Raw genomic sequence first — 25,705 nt, 5'->3', positions numbered from 1 at the left:
AAAAAACCAAACCAATCTAACCGCTGATATTGAGCACACGGATGAAACGGATACTACGGATAAACACAGATAAAAAATCCGTGAAAATCTGTGTAATCCGTGGAATCTGTGGCTAAAAAAAATCTAACCGCTGATATTGAGCACACAGATGAAACGGATACTACGGATAAACACAGAAAAAATCAGTGAAAATCTGTGTAATCTGTGGCAAAAAAACCAAACCAATCTAACCGCTGTTATTTAGCACTCGGATAAAACGGATACTACGGATAAACACAGAAAAAATCCGTGAAAATCTGTGAAATCTGTGAAATCTGTGAAATCCGTGAAAATCCGTGGCATCTGTGTAATCCGTGGCGAAAAAAACCTATGAAAATCCGTGGCATCCCTGCGCTAATCCAAAGCAACCGGTTTCCATTTTCTAAATAATCGTTACTTTTACACCTATTCCGAAGATACTATGCCTGAAAAACCAACCCTTGCCGAAGCCACACTCAAGCTGGAATATTATTGTTCCTACCAAGAGCGTTGCCATCAGGAAGTGGTGGATAAGTTGTACCAACTGGGCATGAAAAGTGACGAAATTGATGCAATCGTTGTGCATTTACTGCAACACAATTTCCTGAACGAAGAACGTTTCGCCCGAAGTTTCGCTCGGGGCAAACACCGTATCAAATCTTGGGGCAAAATCAGAATTGTTAATGAACTCAAACAAAGACACATTTCGGCACCCAATATCAAAGCGGCTTTAAGCGAAATTGATGACACCGAATACTATCAGATTTTTGATACCCTGGCGCAACGCCATTGGAACAGCTTAACCGAACGCGATGGACAAAAAAAGAATAAAAAATTCTGTGATTACCTATTGCGAAGAGGTTGGGAAAGTCAACTGGTCTATGAGAAGATGAAGGAGTTGGAAAAGTTGTAGGTTGTGGGTTGGGAGTTACACAGCCATACACTGAGGTAAAAGGAGATTCACGAAAGGGAAGTTTTCAGACTCAGTCTCAGTTTACAGGGAAAGTTTAGCGATTGTGTGTGATTAAAGTGGAACACGGATGAAAAAATCAGTGAAAATCAGTATTATCAGTGTAATCCGTGGCTGCTGTGGCCAAAAAATTCAATCCAATCTAACCGCTGATATTGAGCACACAGATGAAACGGATACTACGGATAAACACAGATAAAAAAATCCGTGAAAATCTGTTTAATCCGTGGAATCTGTGGCCTAAAAAAATTCGTGGAAATCTGTGTAATTTGTGGCTAAAAAAATCTAACCGCTGATATTGAGCACACAGATGAAACGTATATTACGAATAAACACAGATAAAAAATCCGTGAAAATCTGTGTAATCCGTGTAATCTGTGGCCTAAAAAATCAATAAAAATCAGTGTAACCTGCCGGCAGGCAGTCAGGTCTGTGGCATCCGTGTGCCAAACCTTATACCTTAAACTATCGCTTAGCCACCAAAACACTCACTGCATTGCCACCGAAACCGACAGCGTTGATGAGTATGTTTCGAAGTTGTGGTCTCGGATTAGGCTCATCGATATACGGAATTCCGATAAAAGTTTGGTGTTGGAGCATGAGTAGCGCCAACTCGAGGTTCAGCATTCCCGAAGCGCCAAAGGTGTGTCCGATTTTCCACTTGTTGGTGGTGAGCATCGGCAGTTTATCGCCAAATATTTTTTGAATGGCTTTGTATTCCGAGCTGTCGCCTTTGAGTGTGCCCGGCGCGTGCATCACTATGGCATCAACTTCCTCTAAAGGCGTATTTTGCAAGGCCATCGCCATCGATTTTTGAAAACACAAGGCTTCTTCGGAGATGGAAATGTTGTGTTGTAAATTGTCCGTCGCATACCCGATTCCGGTAATATACCCTAAGGCTTTTGGGTTGTCGCCTACCTCCAAACAGGCTACGGCTGCGGCTTCGCCCAAGACCATGGTGTTTTTGGTTTTGGTAAAATCGAAGGCGCGACAAGGATAGGCTTCAACATCTTGAAGTTGCGGGTGGCGGGTGGCGGGTTGCGGGTTGTTAGTATCGTTTGGGTTCGGATTGGCATAAATCTTTAACGCTTGCATTTGCGCCAGGGTAAAAGGCGTTAAAGGTGCTTCACTGCCACCTACCAAAAATTTAGTCGCCATGCCCGATTGCAGCCAAGCCACGGCATTCAACACGGCATGCAAAGCCGTAGAACACGTAATGGAATGCGAGATTTCGGGACCGGTGCTTTTTAAGTCGTGGGCAATCCATGATGAAATGTTTCCCAAGGTTGTGGTAGGCGAAGTTAGTGTGGCGGTTTTGCCGGTTTCGATAAACTCTTTGTGGTATTTCTCGAACAGTTGTGTAGCGCCGCGAGAAGAACCGATGTTAATCCCGAACGCATCGTCTACTGTCCAACCGGCTTCGGCTATGGCTTGTCGCGAGGCTAAAATGGCCATGAGTACGGTTTCGTCTAAAGCTTTGTACTTAATGTCTTCCTTGCGCAAGGCGTTGATAGCATGGCGCAACTCCTGTGGCAGCGTGGCAGCGAACTGCTGCTTTCCGTTGAAGGATTGAACACTAATTAAAGTTTCGGGCGAAAGGTATTGCTTCCAAATCAACTCGGCTTCCTTTCCTAAAGGAGAGATAGAAGCTAGCGAGGTTATGGAGATTTTGGTTTTCAACATGGTAAAATAATGTACGGCAAAGGTAGTTATTCTTGGGGAAAGTTAGGGATGAAGGTTTTGGGTTTCGGGTTTCGGGTTGGAAGTTACACAGAGATATACTGAAGAAAAAGTTTTCAGTCTCAGTCTCAGTTTACAGGGAAAGTTTAGCGATTGTGTGTGATTAAATTGGAACACAGATAAAAAATCTGTGAAAATCCGTGTAATCCGTGGCTAAAAAAATCTAACCGCTGATATTGAGCACACGGATGAAACAGATATTACGGATAAACACAGATAAAATCTGTGGCGAAAAAAATCCGTGAAAATCCTTGTAATCCGTGTAATCTGTGGCAAAAAAAATCAAACCAATCTAGCCGCTGATATTGAGCACACGGATGAAACAGATACTACGGATAAACACAGAAAAAAATCTGTGAAAATCCGTGTAATCCGTGGCTAAAAAAATCTAACCGCTGATATTGAGCACACGGATGAAACAGATATTACGGATAAACACAGATAAAATCTGTGGCGAAAAAAATCCGTGAAAATCCGTGTAATCCGTGTAATCTGTGTAATCTGTGGCAAAAAAATCAAACCAATCTAACCGCTGATATTGAGCACACGGATAAAACAGATACTACGGATAAACACAGATAGAAAATCCGTGTAATCCGTGTAATCTGTGGCAAAAAAAAATCAAACCATTCCCACTGCTTGTTCCACTATACCATAAACCTTTTCCAGTTGTTCGGTGGTAATAACATACGGTGGCAAGATGTACACGATATTCCCCACCGGGCGCAAAATCACGCCTTTATCGATAAAGAAATTATAGAGTTTCGTGCGCATCGAACCGTAGTAACTTTCGTGGGTTTCGGTTTTGATTTCGAGGGCGAAAATCACCCCTTGTACGCGAGTGGTTTTCACTTTGGGATGGCTTTGCATTTTTTGGGCAAAGGCCCAATGTTGGGCGTTAATGCGGGCGATGTTGTGTTGCATTTCGGGTGTTTCCAGCAAACCGATGGCGGCTAAAGCAGCGGCACAACCCGTTGGATTGGCGGTAAACGTATGGCCGTGAAACAAGGCTTTGTTGACATCGTTATCGTAAAAACCATCGAAAATTACTTGGGTAAAAGTGGTGATGGCCATCGGAATCGTTCCGCCCGTAAGCGCTTTGGACAAGCACAGCATGTCGGGTTTGTTTTGCAGGTAATCTGAAGCAAAGGTCTTGCCTGTTTTTCCGAATCCGGTCATCACTTCATCGGCTATGGTAAACACTTGGTGTTGTTGGCAAACGGCTATCATTTGATCCAAAACTGTAGCTTCGTACATCACCATACCGGCGGCGCCTTGCACTAAAGGCTCAAAGATAAAGGCCGCGAATTCGTTGGTTTGTACCAATTGGGTTAATGCTTGTAACGCCTCGGCTTCTTTCCCGGGAACAGGGACCGGAATGCGCACCACTTCAAGTAACGACCCTTTGAAGGCTTCAGTAAAAAAAGTGATCCCACTGGACGCCATAGCGCCAAACGTATCGCCATGGAAAGCGTCTTCAAAAGCGATGACTTTGGTGCGTTTTAGGCCTTGGTTGTAGTTGTATTGTAAAGCGGCTTTAAGGGCTACTTCCACCGCGGTGGAACCGTTGTCGGAATAGAAAATGCGCTTTTGATTGGCGGGTAAAATCGACAGTAGTTTTTCGGATAATTCGACCGCTTTGTTATGGGTAAAACCACCGAATAATACATGCTCTAAAGTGGTCAATTGGTTGTAAATCGCTTCGGCCATGACTTTGTTGGCGTGGCCAAAAGGATTCACCCACCAAGAGGCGATAGCGTCGATGTATTCTTTGCCGTTGTCATCCCAAAGCAGCGCGCCTTCCCCTTTTACAATGGCCGGTAGCGGACCGGTGGTTTTGTGTTGGGTGTAGGGATGCCAGTTGTATAGTTGGTCTTTTTCGGAGAGTGTCATTGGGCGTGAAGATTGTTGATTAACGATTTTTGATTTTAGCTTTGCAAGTTCGTCAAGTTATCGCGAAACTTATCGGCGTAATAGGCAATCACATTGGCATCGAAATAGGGTTCGTTATCGATGCGTCCGAGGCATTTAACGCCTGTTTTATTTAGAATAATGCTTTCTGAGGCTTGGTTTTCATCGCCTGAAAAAATAATACCGGCCACCGGAATGTTTCGGCTTTTCAAGGCTTCGATGGTGAGCAAGGTATGGTTGATGCTGCCCAAATAATGACGGGACACTACGATGACTTTATAATCGGGACGGATTAAGTCGATGATACAATCGGTATCGTTCAGCGGGACTAATATACCACCGGCGCCTTCAATGACTAAGTGGTTGTTGGTTTGGGGTTCTTTGATTTGATTTAAGTCGATGGTAATTCCGTCTAACTCGGCCGCCAAGTGTGGACTGGCCGGCGTGTTGAGCGCATAGGCGTTGGGGTGAAATTGCGACTTTTGATTGGCCACTCGGTCTTTGACTTTATGCGTGTCGGAAAGTTCCAAATCGCCCGCTTGAACGGGTTTCCAATAGTCGGCTTCCAAAGCTTGGGTTACTATGGCGGAAGCGACTGTTTTACCTACATCGGTACCGATACCTGTGATGAATAGTTTCATATAATTAGCCACGGATAAAACGGATTGAACGGATTATCACTGATTTTTTAAATTATTTTTTTTATCATTAGTGTAAATTAGCCTTTTAAACTCGGGTTCTTCACCGAAATTTAACAGTAAGCCAACTTCAATTGGAGTAGCTTTAAGATAATTGATTGTTTGAGCTACATGGACATTCATAATTAATTGAGCTGCTTTTAATTCAACTATTACTTTATCTTCCACAACCAAATCTGCATAATATTCCCCTACAAGTTGTTCTTTAAAATAAACTTTAATTGGTTTTTCAATTTCAACTTTATAGCCTTTCTCCTTTAATTCAAAATACATTGCATTCTTATAAACTTTCTCTAGAAATCCATAACCCAAATGATTATAGACATCAAAATATACTTTTAAGATACCATCAGTAATTGGTTTGTGCAATAAATTTGTCATTTGCAAACTGTATAAATCAGTAAAATCCGTTTCATCCGTGGCTAAAACACAAAGGTAGCTAACAATTCCAACACATTCAAGATTTCCATTTCGGAATTGTAGCTGTGCAAGCAAAAACGGAGGCGTTCTTGACCTTCGGGTACGGTTGGAGATAAAATTGGTTTGACATCGAAGCCTTGTTGTTGTAATTGGGTGGCGATGTTTTTTACGGTATCGTTGCCGGGAATGATAGCGGATTGTATAGCGGATTTGGAATACACAAACATTGGTTTTAATCCTAATCGCAATTTCTCCTGATTGAAGAAAACGATATTGGCTTTCAGTTGCTGTAAAGTCTCTTTTTCACTTTGTAAATTTTGATAGGAAACCAAAATGGTAGCCACACTATGCGGCGACAAACCTGTGGTATAAATAAAGCTTCGGGCAAAGTTGACTAAGTAGCTTTTGAGTTCGGCACTGCCTAAAATAGCGGCGCCGTGGCAACCGAGTCCTTTGCCGAAGGTCATGATGCGGGCAAAGACTTGGTTTTGTAATCCGGAGCTTTGGACCAGGCCTTCGCCTTGTTCCCCGAATACGCCGAGTGCATGGGCTTCGTCGACTACTAAGTAGGCATTGTACTTTTGGGCGAGTTGGGTAAGTGCTTCTAAGTTGGGCGAATCGCCATCCATGGAGAAAACGCTTTCGGTGATGATGTAAATGGTTGCGGGTTGCGGGTTGCGGGTTGCGGGTTCGAACTTGAGCAACAGTTTTTCTAAATCCTCTGTGTCGTTGTGTTGGAATTTATAGGCTTTGGCGTGGCTCATTTGGATGCCGTCGCGGATCGAGGCGTGACAAAGTTCATCGTATAGGATAATGTCGTTGCGTTGCGGAACACAGCTGAAAAAGCCCACATTGGCGTCGTAACCGGAGTTGAAAATCAGGGCCGCTTCCGCTTGGTGGAATTGGGCGATAAAGTTCTCGGTCACTTCATACAAAGGGTGATTGCCGGAGATTAAGCGGGAACCGGTAGCACCGTTGGTTTTGATATTGTTGGCTAAAAGATACTGATGTATTTGGTGAAACAGATTTTCGCTATGGGCAAAGCCGATGTAATCGTTCGACGCGAAATCGACCAAAGACTTGGCTTCGGGTAATTGGCGCAAGGCGTTGTTGTCTTGGCGCTGTTGGAGTTTGGCTTGAAGGGATTTTGGCAGTTCCATGACTACAAATATAAGGAAAGGAGAGTGGTTTTTAGCCCGGATGTTCCCGAAGAGTCGGGAGCTATCTTTTTTTGGTTTAGCAAAAACCCTTAGACTGCGCTCAGGGTGACAAACAATAAAAGATACAGTTTCGTCTTGAGACGGGATCGGAACAACTTCCTGACGACAGATAGGGCTCCCCATAAAAAAACCCAACCTTTTGCAAGATTGGGTTTTTGAAGTATTTCGAATTGGATTAGTCGGCTAATACAATTACTTTATTGTCTTTCATTTCGATAGTTCCCGAGTTGATTTCCAAAGTATAGTTTTGGTCGTTTACTTTGGTAAACTTATCGGCTACATCTTTGTCGAACTTAAAACCGGTGCCCGCCATTTTAACGGTGCCTTGTTTTAAGATAGAAACTATAGGGGCGTGGTTGTTCAACAATTGGAAAGAACCGTCAACACCCGGTAGTGTAACTGAGGTTACTTCGCCTTTAAACAAGGTAGCTTCCGGTGATACTATTTCTAAAATCATAAATTTTTAATTACGAATTTGAAATTACGAATTACGAAAATTATTCATTCGTAATTCATAATTCATAATTGATTACGCTTCTGCTAACATTTTTTGTCCGGCCTCGATTACGTCTTCGATGGTTCCTTTCAAGTTGAAAGCCGCTTCCGGTAAGTGATCTAATTCACCGTCGATGATCATGTTAAATCCTTTGATGGTGTCTTTGATGTCTACCAAAACGCCCGGGATACCGGTGAACTGCTCGGCTACGTGGAACGGTTGAGACAAGAAACGTTGTACACGACGCGCACGAGATACGGCTAATTTATCTTCTTCGGATAACTCTTCCATACCTAAGATGGCGATGATGTCTTGTAACTGTTTGTATTTTTGAAGAATCTCTTTTACTCTTTGGGCACAATCGTAATGCTCGTTTCCTAAGATAAGCGGCGTTAAGATACGTGAAGTAGAATCTAACGGGTCAACCGCAGGATAGATCCCTAACTCGGCAATTTTACGAGACAATACTGTTGTAGCATCCAAGTGGGCAAAGGTAGTTGCCGGTGCCGGGTCGGTTAAGTCATCCGCAGGTACGTATACCGCTTGTACAGAAGTAATCGAACCTTTTTTGGTTGACGTGATACGCTCTTGCATCGCACCCATCTCAGTAGCTAAAGTTGGTTGGTAACCTACCGCAGAAGGCATACGCCCTAACAATGCAGACACCTCAGAACCTGCTTGGGTAAAACGGAAGATATTGTCTACGAAGAACAATACGTCTTTTCCTTGGTCTGAACCGGCTCCGTCACGGAAGTATTCCGCGATAGATAATCCTGAAAGGGCTACACGAGCACGAGCTCCCGGTGGCTCATTCATTTGTCCGAATACGAAAGTAGCTTTAGACTCTCTCATGCCCGGTTTGTCAACTTTGGATAAATCCCATCCACCGTTTTCCATAGAGTGCATGAAATCTTCTCCGTATTTGATAATGCCTGACTCTAACATCTCACGAAGCAAGTCATTTCCTTCGCGGGTTCTTTCCCCTACTCCTGCGAATACAGAAAGACCACCGTGACCTTTGGCGATATTGTTAATCAATTCCTGAATCAATACTGTTTTACCTACTCCGGCACCACCGAACAAACCAATTTTTCCTCCTTTTGCGTAAGGCTCGATCAAATCGATTACTTTGATTCCGGTGAACAATACTTCAGTTGAAGTAGATAAGTCTTCAAACTTAGGTGCTTGTTTGTGGATTGGCATTCCGTTCGCGCCGTCTTTAGGTAAATCTCCTAAACCATCGATAGCATCTCCAACTACATTAAATAATCTTCCGTAGATGTCTTGACCGATTGGCATTTGAATTGGAGCTCCTGTAGCGTGTACTTCAGTACCTCTGCTCAAACCGTCGGTTGAGTCCATGGAGATGGTACGCACAGTATTTTCTCCAATGTGAGATTGAACTTCAAGAACTAATTTTGAACCATTTTTGTTAATGATTTCTAATGAGTCGTAAATTTTTGGCAACTCAACATCTTTAGTATCAAATACTACGTCAACTACGGGACCGATGATTTGCGAAACTTTTCCTATTGCTTTAGACATTGTTTATGTATTTATTAAATAGCTATTTAGGTTTGAAAAAATACCTCTTTTTTCAGTGCGCAAAGGTAAATTTTCTATTTTAAAAAATCAATCTTTGTTGCGAGTTTTTTTCTTTATTTTTTAATTCCGTGCTTCCGTAAAATAAACCTCAGGGTTTAAAATGCAAAAACCACCTGACGAAGCAGATGGTTTTTAGTTATAAAAAATTGGTTAGGTTAGAAATTTAACGGATCCATCGGATAAAGAATTCGGTACAATCCCACGTTTACTCCTTTAAAATTAGAGCCATATGTTGCATTAATAGCTTCCAAGAATTTGTTAGCAATTAAAGCGTAGCCTCTTGGACTTGGGTGTATACCGTCAAGAGAGAAAGTTCCACCGGTAACATAAGTGGCCGTCATGGTATAATTGTTAGCTGAGATACCCCCGCTTATTAATTGTGTCATAAGAGCTTTGGCGTCCACAAAGGCCAAACCATTAGTGGTCGCTGCTGTCTGAATAGTAACATTATAAGCATCAGTAGCGGTAGCAATTTCTTGAATTTCGGTTGGAATTAAGATATGCTTGTCTTGCAAAGGATAGGTAACACCAAACACGTTCAACGGCGCAGGAGGAGCAAAACCTAATCCTGAATCCGTAGCAGACGGGGCTGCTGCAATGGCAGCACGAGTAGGCAATAAGACTAAATCTGTAGCTTTAGCTTGTCGGGCCTGACCAAAAACCGTTCCGTAGAAAGCTGCATTAGTCGCTCCTAATGTAGGTGTAAATGCCGCTGTCAATTGGGCTGATAAGTTGGGTAACGATTCATCTTTTATCAATACCGGATTGGGCTGTGTAGTTGATAACAATTCAATTCTGTCGCCGGCGCCGAAAGCAGTTAAAGCTTGTTTAAGCGGTCCGTACAACTGAGCGTTTAAAGCATTGATAGTAGCCACACCCACTGCTTGGTTTCCTTGTCCCAAAGCCGAGGCTGTTAACGGATTGTGAGGAACCGTTGTGAAATAAGGTAAAGTATTGATATAAGGCAGATTAGCCACCACGCCTTTTCTTCCGCCACTAGCCAATTGAGAAGCTAAACTATTATAAGCTACATCAAATGTTGCCGGAGGCGTAATAGGATTTGAACCATCTCCTCCGGAAGTAGCATAGCCTAATACATCGTTACCACCAATCCACATAGAAAAGAAAGTTGGATTTTGAGCCAAAGCATCTTGTAAGACAGTAGCTGAAGCAGAAGAAGCCATTCTTCCAAAATAAGGGTTTGCCGAGGCATATCCTGAGAATCCTAAATGAATAGCTTTGGCTCCAGGGACACCTAAATTATTGAATGGTCCGGAAATTTGAGCTGTAATTTCAGTACCTGAAACACCCGGCACAGGCGTAGGCGTACTATTGACAGTATTAAAGTACAAGCGTGGGCCAAATTGCGGCACTTGAACCCCACCTAAGGAAAATCCACCGATTTCATCACTCATGAAAGGCGTTTTGAAATCTCCGCCGCCAACCAAGGCAAACTGTGTCGCCATGATATTAGGATAAGAATTACTTTGACCTGTTTTGAATAATGCACCGTCGCTAAATCCGGCCGCAAAGGAATCCCCCAAAGCTACGTAATTTGAAAAATCGGCAGTTCCGGCAGTTAATGGTGTGCCGTCGGTAGAATTAGGATCTACAAAAGGCTCATCATCACTATTACATGCTACGAAGGTTAAAGAAACCAAGAGTAGCCATTTGAAATTTTTTATCATAGTTATTATGTTTTAAATCTGATTGATAATTACGGATTAACAGTTAATGACAAGAAGTATTGTTGGCCGATTAATCCAGGTCCTAAAAGCTGTCTGTATTCTTTTCCACCTATGTTAGTAGCACCAAGTTTGATCGTTGATTTGATGCTTGGCACCAAATAACTGATTTGTGCATCGATAACCGTAGCAGCGTCAATCATACCATCGGCAAAGGTAGATTCCCATAGGTATTCGTCATTCCATCTTCCGCTGATGTTGAATCCGAAGTTTTTGAATAAATTATCGTTGCTGATGGTAGCTTTAACACGGTGTTTAGGCGTGTTGAAACCGGCTTCAAAGCTAGGGTCTTTTGCTTGGTCGAAATTGAATTCCGCATAGTTATAGTTAGCAGACACTTCAAAGTTTCTAGGTAATTTTTTCGCTACACCCACACCAAAACCTAATGATTTGATTTCGATATCGGTGTTAGTGTACAATTGGAAAGCTCTGGTATTTCCTGTAACTAATGCATCAACCGATTGAACTCCGGCATTGGTTGGTCCTTGAGAAAGATCCGGAGCATCTTGCGCTGTACCGTATAAAGGTGCCACAACAGTTAAGTTTCCGATAAAATCGTTATAAATGTTGTAATAACCGTTAATATCATAGGTAAATCCTTTTACCTCTCCACGGTATCCTAATTCAAAAGCTTTCACCGTTTCAGGCTTAACCAAATCCACATTAGTTCTTACTAATAAGGCAGCAGCTGCAGCAGGATTTGATGGAGCCAATGCCGCAAAAGCAGCAACTGACTGAGCCGTATAGGAGTTATAGTAAGCATTAATACCGTTGATGGTAGTGTTTGTCCCTACTAAAGCTTGTCCTAGTGGAGAAGTTACCGGCAAGGTTTCTTCATAACGGGTTAAGTTATCCGGCGCAGAACCTAATAAAATGGCATTTCCAACATTGAACCCGATGTATTGATCTTGAGTAGTTGGGTTACGGAAACCGGTTTGGAACGAAGCTCTGAAGATGTGATTTTTAGCTTCTCCGGCATTGTATACAAAGGAGACTCTTGGCGAGTAATTGCCGTCAAAGTTTTCCGCTTTATCATAACGAACGGAACCGGTAAATTTCAAACGGTCGTCCAAGAATTTTTTCTGAAGCTGAGTATAAGCACCGTATTCATCATATCTAATACCTCCGAATTGCGGCGTATCGGTATAAATTCTACCAAAAGAATTCAAATCGTATCTGCGGTAAGAACCTCCTACTTGGATTTCCGCAAACTTGATTAAGTCTCTGAAGTTATAGTTGGCATCCGAGTGGTAAATTTTTGAGTTATCTACCAATTTAGATCCTGTTAATACGTTTGAATCTGAAATAACTTGATTAAAGGCATTTTGGAATTCAGGGGTACCCGGTAAAAATCTACCGGTATCCGCAACCGATCTTGCTGCCAAGTGCGCTTGTGTTGGGGTAGCACCGGCTAAAGTAGATTGTACAAAAGCACCGGCGTACTGACCAAACCATGTGGCATCGGATTTCCAAGCTCTGTTGATATTTAATCCGGTGAACAACATATCATATGATTTTCCACCGTCTTCCGTAGTATAATAACCTCTCAAGAAGAAGTTTTTACCGGTTAATTCCAATTTGTGTTGTTGCATGCTAAATCCGTTCAAGTAGTAACGGTTAGCTCCTTGGTAAACGGAGTTACCGAAACCGAATTTACTTTGCCAGATGATTTCTAAATTTTCATTACCAAAAGGTCTGGCGTGCAAAGAGAAGTCGATTTTGGCATTTCTTACTTTATTGTCTGTTAAATCAACCTCGTTGTATCCTGTTCTGGAAACGTTTTCATTGGGTAGAATGTTCAAGGCTGAAGCCGGTAATAATCCTAAACCGACAAGGGTTTGACCAACACTTCTGATGTTAGTAGATGCCTCATCACCATAAACGTTCATCCCGTTGTAATTGTGATGACTTCTGTCTCTTCCGTCAACTGTTTTGTCTGTGTAATCCGTAGCCCACCAATCGGTACCTCTCATGTAAGTAAAGTTGGCTTTGGCTGCAAAATAATCATTGAACTTATGAGCGGCTCTAACACCATAATCATAGTATTCGTTAGCTCCGGCTGCTTTTTGATTGGTTTGTCCGTATTTCACATAAGTAGAAATTCCTTGGTATTTAAAAGGATTTTTACTGTTCATGAACAAAATACCGTTAAAAGCATTAGCTCCGTAAAGCGCTGATGATGCTCCCGGTAAAAGCTCTACGCTGGCCACATCGATATCAGAAACTCCGATAAGGTTTCCTAAAACAAAGTTTAGTAGCGGAGAAGAGTTGTCCATTCCGTCAACCAACTGCATGAAACGAGTATTGGCCACGGTAGCAAAACCACGAGTATTGATGGATTTGAATGACATACTACTCGTATTCATTTGAACTTCTTTCAAGTTCTCTAAGCCGTCATAAAAAGTTGGCGAAGCCGTTCTTTTAACGTCTTTAATGGTCATTCTCTCGATGGTTACCGGAGATTCTCTGACCTTTTCAGGTGCTCTGGAGGCAGAAACCACAATTTCATCCAATTGTGTTTCAGTCTCGTTTAAAGTCACACTAATTTTTTGGTTGTTGGCCGTTACATTTGCTATGGCTGAACCATAACCCACACTTGAAACTTCGATGTCGAAAGGTGGTTTTTTAGTTGTTGACAAGCTAAAATTACCATCCCCATCGGTTACTGTTCCGGCAGTGTCACCCACCACTTTTACGTTGGCTCCGGGCACAGGTTGGTTTTTACTGTCCTTTACCGAACCGGATATTGAAGTTTGCGCGAAAGTGATACCGCAAAAAAACAATGAAAGGATAAATAAATAAATCTTCATTTGGTTTTAAATTTTGTTGGTTTAAGTAGCCAATGTACAAATATTTTTTTTTAATTATCAAAAAACACGCTTTGTTTTTAAGAATAATGAATTACAAAGCTTGATTATCAACAATATGATAATTATAAAATCTTTACGCTTTTTTTAAAGTTTTTGCGTAAACGTTAAAAAAAATACTATGCGCACATATAAAATTTCATTTCTGTTAAATTAATCACAAATCATAGGCAAAAAAAAAGCGAGAATAAATCTCGCTTGTATGGGGTATATGTAAAGTAAAACTTATTATTCTACTGTTACCGATTTGGCCAAATTTCTTGGTTGATCTACGTTACAACCACGTAAAACAGCTATATGGTAAGACAATAACTGTAAAGGTATGGTAGTAATTAACGGAGACAATGCGTCGGAGGTTTCCGGAATTTCGATAATGTGATCGGCCAATTGTTTTACTTGGATATCGCCTTTGGTTACCACGGCAATAATTTTTCCGCTTCGGGATTTAATTTCCTGAATATTACTCACTACTTTATCATAATGCCCTTGCTTCGGTGCAATTACCACTACCGGCATTTGCTCGTCGATTAAGGCGATTGGTCCGTGTTTCATTTCGGCTGCAGGATAGCCTTCGGCATGGATATAAGAAATCTCTTTTAGCTTTAAAGCCCCTTCCAAAGCTACCGGGAAATTGTAACCTCTGCCTAAGTAGAGACAGTTACTGGCATCTTTGAATTTGTTGGCTATTTCTTTGGCTTTTTCGTTAGATTCTAATGCTTCCGCCACTTTTTCCGGAATAACTTCCAACTCCTGTAAGTATCGGTGGAAATCAGAATTAGACAACGTTCCTTTAGCTTTGGCCAAACGCAAGGCTATCATGGTTAACACTGTAATTTGAGTAGTAAAAGCTTTGGTTGAGGCCACCCCGATTTCCGGACCGGCATGCGTATAAGCTCCGGCGTGCGTTTCTCTGGAGATAGAAGAACCCACCACGTTACAAACGCCAAAAACAAAAGCGCCTTTTTCTTTAGCCAATTTGATAGCAGCCAAAGTATCCGCTGTTTCTCCGGATTGAGAAATAGCAATAACCACATCTTCTTTATTGATAATAGGATTGCGGTATCGGAACTCGGAAGCATATTCTACTTCTACCGGAATTCGGGCAAACTCTTCAATAATATATTCAGCTACCAAGCCGGCATGCCATGAAGTTCCGCAAGCAATAATTAAGATTCTTTGCGCGTTCAAGAACCTTTCCAAGTTATCTTCTACACCGGCCATTTGGATGATTCCTTGATTGGCTAACAACCTTCCGCGATATGTATCTTTGATTACGTTAGGTTGCTCGTAGATTTCTTTTAACATGAAATGGTCGTAACCGCCTTTTTCAATTTGTTCGAGATTCATTTGCAATTCCTGTACATAAGGATCTACCAACGAATCGTCTTTAATTTTTCTGATTTTAAGCGGTTTGTGTAGTCTTACAATCGCCATTTCTTCATCTTCTAAATAGATGGCATTGGAAGTGTATTCGATAAAGGGCGAAGCATCAGAAGCGATAAAAAACTCATTTTCACCCAAGCCAATGGCTAGCGGACTTCCCAAACGAGCTACTACAATTTCGTCCGGTTTTTCTCGGTCGAAAACACAGATGGCATACGCTCCGACTACTTGGTTCAAAGCTACCTGAACGGCTTTACCAATTTTGAGATTATCTTTCTTTTTAACGTCTTCAATTAAATTGACGAGTACTTCAGTGTCTGTATCTGAAGTAAAGGTGTAGCCTCTTTTGATCAATTCTTTTTTTAACGGTTCATAATTTTCAATGATTCCGTTGTGGATGATTACTAAATTTCCGGAATTCGAGACGTGCGGATGTGAATTCACATCGTTAGGCACACCATGAGTAGCCCAACGGGTGTGTCCCATTCCTATAGTAGCCTTTGAGGTTGACAGTGCTTTTGACTTTTCCTCTAAATCGGATACTTTTCCTTTGGTTTTGGAAATCTCGAGTTCTGTCCCATTGTACAACATGATGCCTGCGCTATCATAACCTCTGTATTCCAGTCTTTTTAAACCTTTTATTACTATAGGATACGCTTCTCGGTACCCAATGTAGCCAACAATTCCACACATAATTTTATAGATTAATCTGGTTTGGTATAATAAATTTCAAGTTTCAGTCTTTTATCCTCCGGAACAGAAGGGTCAGAGCCATACAAAATTGTTCCTAAAGGATTTAATACCGACATACTTGGAGCACTTAAAGTACTTGCATTAGGGGTTTTCAATTTAGAAAACCCTACGTTATTAATATTTTCGGTTACAACCAATCCTAATCGGACATTGGTAGAGTCTCTGCTGATTAAATTACGCACATGATTGGTAATTCTGATTTTATACTTGAGGCCTCTTCCTGCTACTCCCTGAACCACCTCTTTCTCAATGATGCCGCCATGGATAAACTTATTAAATTTTGGATAGGTTCCGTTAGAAGAACCATCGAAAATGTAGTCCACCAATTGGGTTTTGTTATTCAAATCAAATAAGAAAATTCGATTAGGCTCATAGGTCTCGGTGTTGTTCATGGCTGTTTGGTCAACGTAGAAAGTCAGATTGGCTTCGTTTATCATCCAACCGTTGGCCTTAATCGCCTCAATTTCGTCAGCTATCCCATTGTTATCAGCATCCGCCCCGAAAACATCAATAACTGCCATAGCTCCTTGTCCGCCTTTCAAATAGAGCCTAGCTGCTTCTTGAGTAGTATTGGCTGTGGCATTCAAGTAATCCGGATTTTCATTACTGTTGTTCAATAAACTTACCGTATTGCCTGTAAAGTTTAGTAAAAGCGTTTTGTTGACTCTGGTAAAAACAGTTTGTCCTTCATCTATGGTTTTTTGATCTTCATTATAGTAAATGGTAATCTTACCGCCTTTGAAATTGAGCATGGCCATACTTCCCGGATTACCGGTACTCTCTGTTTTGAAATACAAGCCTCTGAAATAATTTTTAAAGACCTGGTTGTTAGCCAACTGTCCTGATGGCGCATTCAAAATAAGGTTTGTAAAAACCTCCTTGTTTAAATTCAAACGCATGGAAGGAGCAGACCTCAAAGAATCTACGCTGTTATCTTCAGCGTCAACTATCGGTGTCATGTGCTCATTTTTGTCGTAAAAGAATGCCTCATTTTGACGTCCGCCGTTATTTCTCGGATCGGATAATGGCAAATCATTTAACAACGTAGGCACTTTGAAATTGTTAATTTCAGCATCCATATCAGTATAAAACAACTGCTGTTGTCCTAAAGACTGGTCCGGATCTAAATCTCTTAAATAGTAATTAGATTGGTAAACGCTCAATCGAAATTTGGACTCCGGATTTCCGTAAATAGAGTCTAATTTATAAGTTGTAACTCTTCCGGTTCTGCTGACAACTTTACTAAAGTAAGGCACTTCTAAAACCACACTGTCAATGGCTGTAGGCTCAGTGTCGTATTCTTCCGGATCAATATTATTAAACTGCGGATTTGTAGTTCCTAATTCTACTTGAGTTACAAAGTTGGCTTGGGTTGTTCCAAATGCCGGATTTTGATAAAACCCTAAAGGGTTAATCGGCAAATTATTAGAGGCTATCGGCCCTAACTTTTGATTGTATGCTTTGACAGTTGCCCCTGTGTATTTGTCAAATCCGAAATGGTCATCCCCAACTATATCGGTTCCGATTTCATTAAAATCTTTATCACAAGAAACCAATAAAGACAAGGCCATAAGCCCGAATGCAAACTGTTGTAAAAATGATTTTTTAAACATAAAATGTAGTAATTTTTTAAGGAAGCATCGTTTTGTAAAAGTTGGTGTATGCTTCTGCAAATTTATCTTTCGGGGTGAAAGGTAAAAAAGGTTTGTCTGAAGATTCTATAAATTTTGTTAAACTTGGCGACACGCTTTCTGAGGCGATAATTACAGCATCGGAGTGCTTAACAGCAGCCATTATTAAATGCTCGTAATTAGGTATTTCCAACTCCTTAACCGCTTCTTCGGGAACGTTGTCAAACTTAACTTTGTTAATCATCTCCGGATCTAAAGTACCATCGAAAGACTGACCGTAAACTGAGGTTACTATTTTGGTGTCAGAGAACAACGCTTCGTCTTTGTAATAGTGCTTCATGTACACCGGCAACAAACTGGCCATCCAACCGTGTACGTGAATAATATCGGGCACCCAATTGAGTTTTTTTACCGTTTCGACCACACCTTTGGCGAAGAAAATGGCTCTTTCATCATTATCTGGATACAACACTCCTTCTTCATCACTAAAAGTGGCCTTGCGCTTGAAATACTCATCATTATCGATAAAATAAACCTGGATTCTTTCTTTTGGAATTGAAGCCACTTTAATAATTAGAGGCATGTCTAAATCGTTCACCACTAAATTCATTCCGGACAAACGAATCACTTCATGCAGTTGGTGTCTTCTTTCGTTGATATTTCCGTATCGCGGCATGAAAATTCTTATTTGTCCTCCCTGATCATTAATCATTTTGGGAACGTCATACGACATTAAAGAAACCTCATTTTCAGCCAAGTAAGGCACCACTTCAGATGATACATACAATATCCTCTTATCTTCCATAATTTATGTAACTTTATTTATTGGCAATAAAAAACAGGCAAAAGTACAAAAATTTATGCAGTTATTTATGAAAATAGTAAGTTTGCAACTCATTTACACAAGCCAATGCTCATTTTTAACAGTCAAAATGAATTAGTTGCTCATTTAGCTTCCGTTTCTAAACTCAATTCTACCATTGGTTTTGTGCCTACTATGGGGGCTTTGCACGAAGGTCATTTGTCATTGCTCAAAGCCGCTGTAGCGAACAACGAAATCACCGTCATCAGTATTTTTGTAAATCCAACGCAGTTTAACAATGCGGAAGATTTGGCCAAATACCCGAGAACCTTAGACACCGATGTGGCCAAAATCAAAACCGTTTCCGATAAAATCATCGTATTTGCACCAAGCGTAGACGATATTTACCAAGGCAATACCGTTTCGGAATCTTTTGATTTTGACGGACTCGAACATCAAATGGAAGGACAATTCCGTCCCGGCCATTTTAACGGTGTGGGCACTATTGTAAAGCGATTATTTGAAATTGTAAAACCCACTAACGCCTACTTTGGCGAGAAAGATTTCCAGCAGTTGCAAATTGTTAAGAAAATGACCGCGAAAGAGAAACTTCCGGTAAACATCATCGGTTGCCCTATTTTAAGAGAACCAAACGGTTTGGCGATGAGCTCAAGAAACGAAAGACTTTCCGAGGCAGAACGAAATGAAGCCGCCGTTATCTACAAAATATTACAGGAAAGCCGAAAACTGTTTGCTAAAAAATCGGCCGCCGAGGTCATCCATTGGGTACAAAAAAGCTTTGCCAAACATCCTGATTTTGTCTTGGAATACTTCCAAATTGCCGACGAAGCCACTTTGTTGCCTTGTATCCGTAAAAGCAAAAACAAAAAATACCGCGCCTTCATTGCAGTTTTTGTCAACAATGTCCGATTGATTGACACTATTTCATTAAATTAATTACCTTTGCCCCATGCAAATTCAAGTAGTAAAATCTAAAATACACCGTGTTAAAGTAACCGGTGCCGATTTAAATTACATCGGCAGCATCACTATTGATGAAGCCCTGATGGACGCCTCCAACCTAATCGAAGGGGAAAAAGTGTCTATCGTAAACGTGAACAATGGCGAGCGTTTCGAAACCTACGTTATCAAAGGACTGAAAAACTCCGGAGAAATTACCCTTAACGGTCCGGCTGCCCGCAAAGTACACAAAGGCGACATCATAATCATTATGTCGTATGCCATCATGGATTTTGAAGAAGCCAAAACCTTTAAACCGTGGTTGGTTTTCCCTAACGAAAAAGACAATTCTCTTACCTAAACGTTGAAAAATCATATTCGTAAATGGCTCACCATACTCGTTCCTCTTTTGATAGGAATCGGTATCATTTACTACCAATACACCACGCTCAAACCCGATGAAATTGAGAAGATAAAAATCAGTTTTCAAAAGGCCAATTATTACTACATCTTGTTGTCATTAGTAATTGCCCTTATCGGATATTGGTCGAGAGCCTACCGTTGGAAATTCGCCCTGAACCATTTGGGTTACCAAACCCGTTTTTACAACAATTTTTTTACCGTTTCGGTTTCTTATTTAGTCAACCTTACGGTGCCGCGCTCAGGCGAAATTTCCCGTGCTGCTTTATTGAAAAAATACGAAGATGTGCCTTTTGACAAAGCTTTCGGAACTATAGTAGCTGAGAGAATTGTAGACTTATGCATCTTTTTTCTATTTGTGCTTATTGGCTTTGTCTCTCAATTTGAAGCCATCTACCAATTCCTGCTAAGCAAAAACATTTCCTTGCAAACCATACTTTATTACGTGGTTTTTGCCGTGGTTATGGGACTCATTTTTCTCTTAATTTGGATTTATGCCGAATGGAAAATTATACTAAAACTCAAAAAAAAGCTTTCGGGATTGATCGAAGGGATGACCACACTATTCAAAATGGAGAAAAAATGGGAATATATTTTTCATTCATTCTTTATTTGGTTCTCCTATTTGGTGATGTTTTACGTCTCGATTTTTGCTCTACCGGAAACAGCGGATATGAGTTTTGACATTGTCATTATGGGATTCATTTTCGGGAGTTTGGCTGTTGGGTTTTCCAATGGCGGCTTAGGCGCTTATCCTTTTTCAATTGCGCTTATTTTCTCACTTTACGGTATCTCTAACGATGTTGGAACAGCTTACGGTTGGTTGGTTTGGACCTCGCAAACAGTACTAACCATACTACTTGGGCTCATTTCTTATGTTTTATTGCCGGTATTCAACCGCAATAAATAATTTACTATATTGCTAGTCTTTTAGCACTATTGTCTATTTAACCAAAACCAAAGCCCATGAAACAACTGTTTTTACTATTACTGTTGGTTTGCTCCGGTACTGTGATGGCTCAAAAAACCATAACGGATACCATCACTTCCAAGAAACTGAATGAAGACCGCGAAATTAAAATCACTCTGCCGCCTTCCTATTCCAAAAACAAAGCACAAAAATACCCAATGTTGTTACTGTTGGACGGCGAGTTCCTACACGATGCCTTTCAAGGTGCTTTGAGTTACGGCTACTATTGGGATGATTTGCCTGAAGTGATTGTAGTAGCCATCAGTCAAAATAAAAACAATGAGCGCGAAACCGACTGTATGTTGGATGAAACTACCGGTTTACCCTCTGAAAAAGGAGAAGCTTTCTTTGAATTCATTGGGATGGAATTGATTCCGATGGTTGAGAAAAACTTCCGTGTTGCCCCGTTCCGCATTGCCGCCGGATTAGACACAACAGCCGGATTTTTAAATTGCTATTTGTACAAAGACCAACCTATTTTTAACGCTTTTATTTCGATGAGTCCGGAGTTGGGTGCCGAAATGGAAGAACGTATCTTGGAACGTTTAACAACGCTACAACAACCGCTTTTTTACTACCATTGTTCTGCCGACGGCGATGTCAAAAAAATGAGAACGCGCATACAGGCTTTGGATGAATTGGCAAGTAAAATTAACAATCCGAAAGTAAATTACCGTTACGATGATTTCAAAGGTTCTTCGCATTACTCCTTGGTTTTACATGCCATTCCGAGTGCATTGTACCAAATATTCTCGGTTTACCAACCGATTTCCACTATCGAATTTCAGGAGAAAATCGCCGTTTTGCCTTCAGGTTATGTAGATTATTTGATTCAGAAATACGATGTGTTGGAAAAATCATTCAACCTGAAACTACAAATCAGAATGAATGATTTCAAAGCGATTGAAGCCGCCATCCTGAAAAACAAAGCGTACAACGAATTCGATCAATTGTCACAACTGGCCCGAAAACATTATCCGAAAACCATGTTGGCCGACTACCATATGGCACAGATGTATGAAAAACAAGGCGATAACGCTCGAGCTGTAAAATCGTACCTGGCCGCATTCCAACAAGCAGAAGTAGGTGATTTGACCAAAGACATGATGATGGAAAGAGCCGATGAATTGAAAAAATCACTTCCTAAAAAAGGCCAAAAAGGAAAAGAAGTTATAGAAGAAACTCCTGTAGAAGAAGTGCCGACAGAAACGCCAAGTGAAACCCCGACAGAAACCCCTACGGAAGAGAAAAAATCAGAATAATGTCTAAACTCAAAACGTCTTTCTTTTGTCAAAATTGCGGCACTCAATACGCCAAATGGCAAGGGCAATGCAATGCTTGTAAAGAATGGAATACCATAGCGGAGGAAATTATTCAAAAAGAAGAAAAAACAAGTTGGAAACCTACCGCAACCGAAAACAAAAGGGTTTCCAAGCCCTTAAAAATAAAAGAAATCGATTCGACGCAGGAAGTCCGTATGGACACCACCGACGGCGAATTGAACCGTGTATTAGGTGGCGGCATCGTTCCCGGCTCATTGATTCTTTTGGGAGGTGAACCCGGTATTGGAAAGAGTACATTACTGCTTCAAATTTCACTAAAATTACCTTATAAAACGCTCTATGTTTCGGGCGAAGAAAGTCAGAAGCAAATCAAAATGCGTGCGGAACGCATCAACCCCAACAGTGAAAACTGCTTAATTTTAACCGAAACCAAAACCCAAAACATCTTCCGACATATAGTGGAAGTGGAACCGGATATAGTGATTATTGATTCCATTCAAACCCTGCATACCGACCATATAGAATCGACTGCCGGAAGCATTTCTCAAATTCGGGAAACTACGGCTGAATTAATCAAATTTGCCAAGGAAACCAATATCCCGGTCATCCTGATTGGTCATATCACCAAAGACGGCAACATAGCCGGACCGAAGATTTTGGAACACATGGTTGACACGGTGTTGCAGTTTGAAGGCGACCGAAACCACGTTTACCGCATTTTGCGATCGCTCAAAAACCGTTTTGGTTCTACAGCCGAATTGGGCATCTACGAAATGCAAGGTTCCGGTTTACGAGAAGTTTCTAATCCTTCGGAAATCCTCATTTCCCATCGGGAAGAAGAACTTTCGGGCACAGCCATTGCCTCTACGTTAGAAGGCATGCGCCCGTTGATGATTGAAATTCAAGCACTCGTTTCCACCGCTGTTTACGGAACACCGCAACGCAGCACTACCGGCTATAACGCCAAACGATTGAATATGATTTTGGCCGTTTTAGAGAAACGTGCCGGATTTCGCTTAGGTACTAAAGATGTGTTTTTGAACGTAACCGGCGGTATCTCGGTAGATGATCCGGCGATTGATTTGGCGGTAGTCGCGGCCATTTTGTCCTCCAACGAAGATATTGCAGTTGGAAAAGACGTTTGTTTTGCCGGAGAAGTAGGTCTGTCGGGAGAAATTCGCCCCGTGAACCGCGTAGAGCAACGCATACAGGAAGCGGAAAAATTAGGCTTTGCCACCATATTTGTTTCCAAATACAATAAAATTGCCATCAAAAATCCGCTCATCAAAATTGTCTTGGTTTCTAAAATCGAAGAAGTGGTCGAACAATTGTTTGGCTGATTTCCAACACAATAAACCAAGCTTTCACTCGTTGTTATGGTAAACGAAACCCTTATGAAACTAAAACCAACTTTACTCCTGTTTTCGTTCGTATTTTTCATTTCTTGTAAAGAAAGATTCATTTACTCCGAAAGCACTTCCGATTTCACTGCCAATCAGTGGATGAAAGACGATGTCAAGTCGTTTGAATTTGACAACCAAACGGCTCAAAACTACCACTTGTCCCTCAACATCAGTCACGTTTACGATTACCAATTTGACCGGATTCCGTTAGGCGTTGGCATCACCTATCCGGAAGGAAAAACCGAAGTAGTGTTCTTCGATCTAATCCTCAAAGATGCGCAAGGAAAAGACTTAGGCGACTGCCTGGGCGATATCTGCGATTTGGAACAGACTTTTAAAACCAATTTCCCACTGAGGAAAGGGAAATATACTTTTACGGTTTTTCATAAATTTGGACATCCTTATGTGCCCAATATCTCTAACTTGGGCATTACCATTGAAAAATCGAACTGATGAGAACTACTCGACAAAAAGTTTTTCTAGGCTTGAAAATTGGCAGCGTTTTGTTGCTGTTGGGCTTAGTATTGCTTTTTGTGTTTCGGGGCAGTCTTTTGAACAAAGTGATTGATAGGATTGATGCCAAAATGCAACGCGACTACCAATGTCGATTTCAGGTGGCCAAAGCGGAATTTCAGGGATTGTCCGACTTAGAGTTCCAACACATTACGCTGGTGCCGAACCAAGCTGACACTTTGGTACGTATAGATAATTTAAAGACCACAGTGAATTTTTGGAAACTATTCACGGGCGACATCCAATTGGGCAAACTCGACATCAACCGTGGTTATATACAGTTGGTCAAAACCAAAAACGGCAGCAACTTCGAGGCGTTTCTTCGGTCCAAAAAGGAAAAACAAGAAACTACCGAAGTCAATTACGCCAAATTACTTAATCGTATTACGTCTAACTTACTCGACTTGGTGCCTACCAACATGCAAGTGAAAGGATTTGTCGTAAAAATTGACGATTTGGGACATCAAGTGGTATTCGATTTCAATCAATTGGCGCTATCCGATAAAAAATTGACGACTTTGATTACCGTAACTTCGGAAAATTTCTCCCAGCAATGGGCCATTAACGGATTTGCCGATCCGCGGGAACGCAAAGCCGATTTGGAGTTCTTCAATCCGAAAAGTGATACGATTCGACTGCCTTATTTAGACCAAAAATTTCAGTTGAAAACCGGATTTCAATCAATTCATTTCAACTTGGAAAATCTCACAATGAACCGTGGCGAATTACACATCGACGGTTATTCTTCCATACGAAATTTAGTAGTCAACCATCCTAAAATTGCTTCTAAAGATGTGGTTATCCAAAACGCCAGATTTGATTACCGTTGGATTGTCGGCTCACGCTTTTTGGCGCTCGACAGCACTTCGGCTTTGCAATTAAACAACATCAAATGCCGTCCTTATATGTCTTACACCAACCAAGAAGACAAAATTTACGCCCTGCAATTGGACATTCAGAAAATGCAAGCACAAGATTTCATCAACTCGTTACCAACCGGATTGTTTCGTCATTTTGAGGGTATGGAAGCCCAAGGAAACTTCAGTTATGCTTTGCGCTTTGAATACAATAATCACAAACCCAAAGAGTTGGTTTTTGAGAGCAAACTCCAACCCGAAGGCCTTAAAATTACCAAATACGGAGAAGCCGATTTAAATAAAATCAACGGAGAATTTACTTATCGCGCCATTGAAAAAGGTATCCCGCAACGCCCGATTGTGGTTGGCCCGTCGAATCCTAATTTCACACCTCTAGCCGAGATTTCGCCTTACATACAAAAATGCGTACTCACCAGTGAAGATCCATCGTTTTTTAACCATCGCGGATTTATCGGAGAAGCCTTTAAACAATCGATTGTCAAAAACATCAAAACCAAAAAATTCGCCCGCGGTGCCAGCACGATTAGCATGCAGTTGGTGAAAAATGTTTTTCTTACCCGCGAAAAAACCCTATCCCGTAAATTGGAAGAAATCTTACTGGTTTATATCCTAGAAAACAATCGAATCAGTTCCAAAGAGCGGATGTTGGAAGTGTATTTCAACGTTATCGAATGGGGACCGAATGTTTACGGTATTGGTGAAGCGGCTCAGTTTTACTTCCAAAAAAGACCGGCCGATTTGAATTTGAATGAATGCTTGTTTTTGGCCACCATAGTTCCGAAACCCAAAGGATTTATGTACCGCTTTGACGGCGAACAACAACTTAAACCCTTTGCACGCCAACAAAACGATTTTCTAACCCGATTGATGTTGAGAAGAAAACTATTGACCGACACAGACACTATCGGCAATTTCCCGTTAACCATCTCAGGGGCGGCACAACAGTACTTAAAACAAAAAACCATAGCAACTGTGGAAAACGACAGCCTGAATATGGAAGAGTTTGATTTTTAAACACT

General features: G+C 41.2%; 21 protein-coding genes. 9 read left to right on the top strand and 12 right to left on the bottom strand.

Features of this window, described 5'->3' with window-relative positions; all coding sequences use genetic code 11:
* Positions 1-460: 460 nt before the first annotated feature.
* Entirely contained in the window at positions 461-931 is a 471-nt protein-coding gene (locus tag Q0M21_RS05805; RefSeq protein WP_295335553.1) for a regulatory protein RecX, read from the top strand.
* 522 nt (positions 932-1,453) lie between these two features.
* Here the strand turns inward: Q0M21_RS05805 and Q0M21_RS05800 are convergent.
* Positions 1,454-2,668: a beta-ketoacyl synthase N-terminal-like domain-containing protein gene (locus tag Q0M21_RS05800; protein ID WP_295335606.1), complete on the bottom strand. Its 1,215-nt coding sequence runs from the start codon at positions 2,666-2,668 to the stop codon at positions 1,454-1,456.
* 301 nt (positions 2,669-2,969) lie between these two features.
* Between Q0M21_RS05800 and Q0M21_RS05795 the strand changes: the two genes are divergently transcribed.
* Entirely contained in the window at positions 2,970-3,110 is a 141-nt protein-coding gene (locus tag Q0M21_RS05795) for a hypothetical protein (RefSeq protein ID WP_295335551.1), read from the top strand.
* A 239-nt stretch (positions 3,111-3,349) separates the two neighbouring features.
* On the opposite strand, the gene bioA is transcribed toward Q0M21_RS05795, so the two are convergent.
* The 11 genes from bioA to Q0M21_RS05740 all read right to left on the bottom strand — a co-directional run bounded on the left by bioA (position 3,350) and on the right by Q0M21_RS05740 (position 18,262).
* Positions 3,350-4,621, bottom strand: a complete 1,272-nt coding sequence (gene bioA / locus Q0M21_RS05790; protein ID WP_295335549.1) for an adenosylmethionine--8-amino-7-oxononanoate transaminase — start codon at positions 4,619-4,621, stop codon at positions 3,350-3,352.
* 35 nt (positions 4,622-4,656) lie between these two features.
* Entirely contained in the window at positions 4,657-5,280 is a 624-nt protein-coding gene (bioD, locus tag Q0M21_RS05785) for a dethiobiotin synthase (protein WP_295335547.1), read from the bottom strand.
* A gap of 36 nt (positions 5,281-5,316) precedes the next feature.
* A complete protein-coding gene (locus Q0M21_RS05780; protein ID WP_295335545.1) occupies positions 5,317-5,718 on the bottom strand; it encodes a GxxExxY protein in 402 nt (133 codons plus the stop codon).
* A gap of 41 nt (positions 5,719-5,759) precedes the next feature.
* Positions 5,760-6,917, bottom strand: a complete 1,158-nt coding sequence (locus Q0M21_RS05775) for an 8-amino-7-oxononanoate synthase (protein ID WP_295335543.1) — start codon at positions 6,915-6,917, stop codon at positions 5,760-5,762.
* Positions 6,918-7,152: 235 nt separating this feature from the next.
* Positions 7,153-7,434, bottom strand: coding sequence for a F0F1 ATP synthase subunit epsilon (locus tag Q0M21_RS05770; protein ID WP_295335541.1), 282 nt, complete (start codon positions 7,432-7,434; stop codon positions 7,153-7,155).
* 72 nt (positions 7,435-7,506) lie between these two features.
* A complete protein-coding gene (gene atpD / locus Q0M21_RS05765; protein WP_295335539.1) occupies positions 7,507-9,018 on the bottom strand; it encodes a F0F1 ATP synthase subunit beta in 1,512 nt (503 codons plus the stop codon).
* A gap of 215 nt (positions 9,019-9,233) precedes the next feature.
* Complete coding sequence (locus Q0M21_RS05760) at positions 9,234-10,766, bottom strand: SGNH/GDSL hydrolase family protein (RefSeq protein WP_295335537.1); 1,533 nt, start codon at positions 10,764-10,766, stop codon at positions 9,234-9,236.
* A gap of 29 nt (positions 10,767-10,795) precedes the next feature.
* Positions 10,796-13,633: a TonB-dependent receptor gene (locus Q0M21_RS05755; RefSeq protein ID WP_295335535.1), complete on the bottom strand. Its 2,838-nt coding sequence runs from the start codon at positions 13,631-13,633 to the stop codon at positions 10,796-10,798.
* Positions 13,634-13,918: 285 nt separating this feature from the next.
* On the bottom strand, positions 13,919-15,766 hold the full coding sequence (glmS, locus tag Q0M21_RS05750; RefSeq protein ID WP_295335533.1) for a glutamine--fructose-6-phosphate transaminase (isomerizing): 1,848 nt from the start codon (positions 15,764-15,766) through the stop codon (positions 13,919-13,921).
* Positions 15,767-15,777: 11 nt separating this feature from the next.
* Complete coding sequence (locus Q0M21_RS05745) at positions 15,778-17,439, bottom strand: DUF4270 domain-containing protein (protein WP_295335531.1); 1,662 nt, start codon at positions 17,437-17,439, stop codon at positions 15,778-15,780.
* A 16-nt stretch (positions 17,440-17,455) separates the two neighbouring features.
* Complete coding sequence (locus Q0M21_RS05740; protein WP_295335528.1) at positions 17,456-18,262, bottom strand: glycogen/starch synthase; 807 nt, start codon at positions 18,260-18,262, stop codon at positions 17,456-17,458.
* Positions 18,263-18,367: 105 nt separating this feature from the next.
* On the opposite strand from Q0M21_RS05740, the gene panC reads away from it, so the two are divergent.
* From panC to Q0M21_RS05705, 7 genes are read left to right on the top strand one after another with little or no spacing between them, the layout of a single operon-like run.
* Positions 18,368-19,216, top strand: a complete 849-nt coding sequence (gene panC, locus Q0M21_RS05735; RefSeq protein WP_295335526.1) for a pantoate--beta-alanine ligase — start codon at positions 18,368-18,370, stop codon at positions 19,214-19,216.
* Between the two features lie 13 nt (positions 19,217-19,229).
* On the top strand, positions 19,230-19,580 hold the full coding sequence (panD, locus tag Q0M21_RS05730; protein ID WP_295335523.1) for an aspartate 1-decarboxylase: 351 nt from the start codon (positions 19,230-19,232) through the stop codon (positions 19,578-19,580).
* Between the two features lie 3 nt (positions 19,581-19,583).
* Positions 19,584-20,549, top strand: coding sequence for a lysylphosphatidylglycerol synthase transmembrane domain-containing protein (locus tag Q0M21_RS05725; RefSeq protein WP_295335520.1), 966 nt, complete (start codon positions 19,584-19,586; stop codon positions 20,547-20,549).
* A gap of 56 nt (positions 20,550-20,605) precedes the next feature.
* The gene (locus Q0M21_RS05720) at positions 20,606-21,871 is read left to right on the top strand and encodes an alpha/beta hydrolase-fold protein (protein WP_295335517.1); all 1,266 of its coding nucleotides are present in this window, start codon (positions 20,606-20,608) and stop codon (positions 21,869-21,871) included.
* Positions 21,871-23,232 (top strand): DNA repair protein RadA, encoded by a 1,362-nt coding sequence (radA, locus tag Q0M21_RS05715; protein ID WP_295335515.1) that lies wholly within the window; start codon positions 21,871-21,873, stop codon positions 23,230-23,232. Before Q0M21_RS05720 ends, radA begins: the two co-directional genes overlap by 1 nt.
* 54 nt (positions 23,233-23,286) lie before the next feature.
* The gene (locus Q0M21_RS05710; RefSeq protein WP_295335513.1) at positions 23,287-23,748 is read left to right on the top strand and encodes a hypothetical protein; all 462 of its coding nucleotides are present in this window, start codon (positions 23,287-23,289) and stop codon (positions 23,746-23,748) included.
* Complete coding sequence (locus tag Q0M21_RS05705) at positions 23,748-25,700, top strand: transglycosylase domain-containing protein (protein WP_295335511.1); 1,953 nt, start codon at positions 23,748-23,750, stop codon at positions 25,698-25,700. Before Q0M21_RS05710 ends, Q0M21_RS05705 begins: the two co-directional genes overlap by 1 nt.
* The last annotated feature ends 5 nt before the right edge of the window (positions 25,701-25,705 follow it).

This window comes from Flavobacterium sp. (assembly GCF_024710485.1).
Classification (GTDB): Bacteria; Bacteroidota; Bacteroidia; order Flavobacteriales; family Flavobacteriaceae; genus Flavobacterium.
Note: the sequence above shows the minus strand (reverse complement) of the source record. Positions and strands in the feature narration are given on the sequence as shown.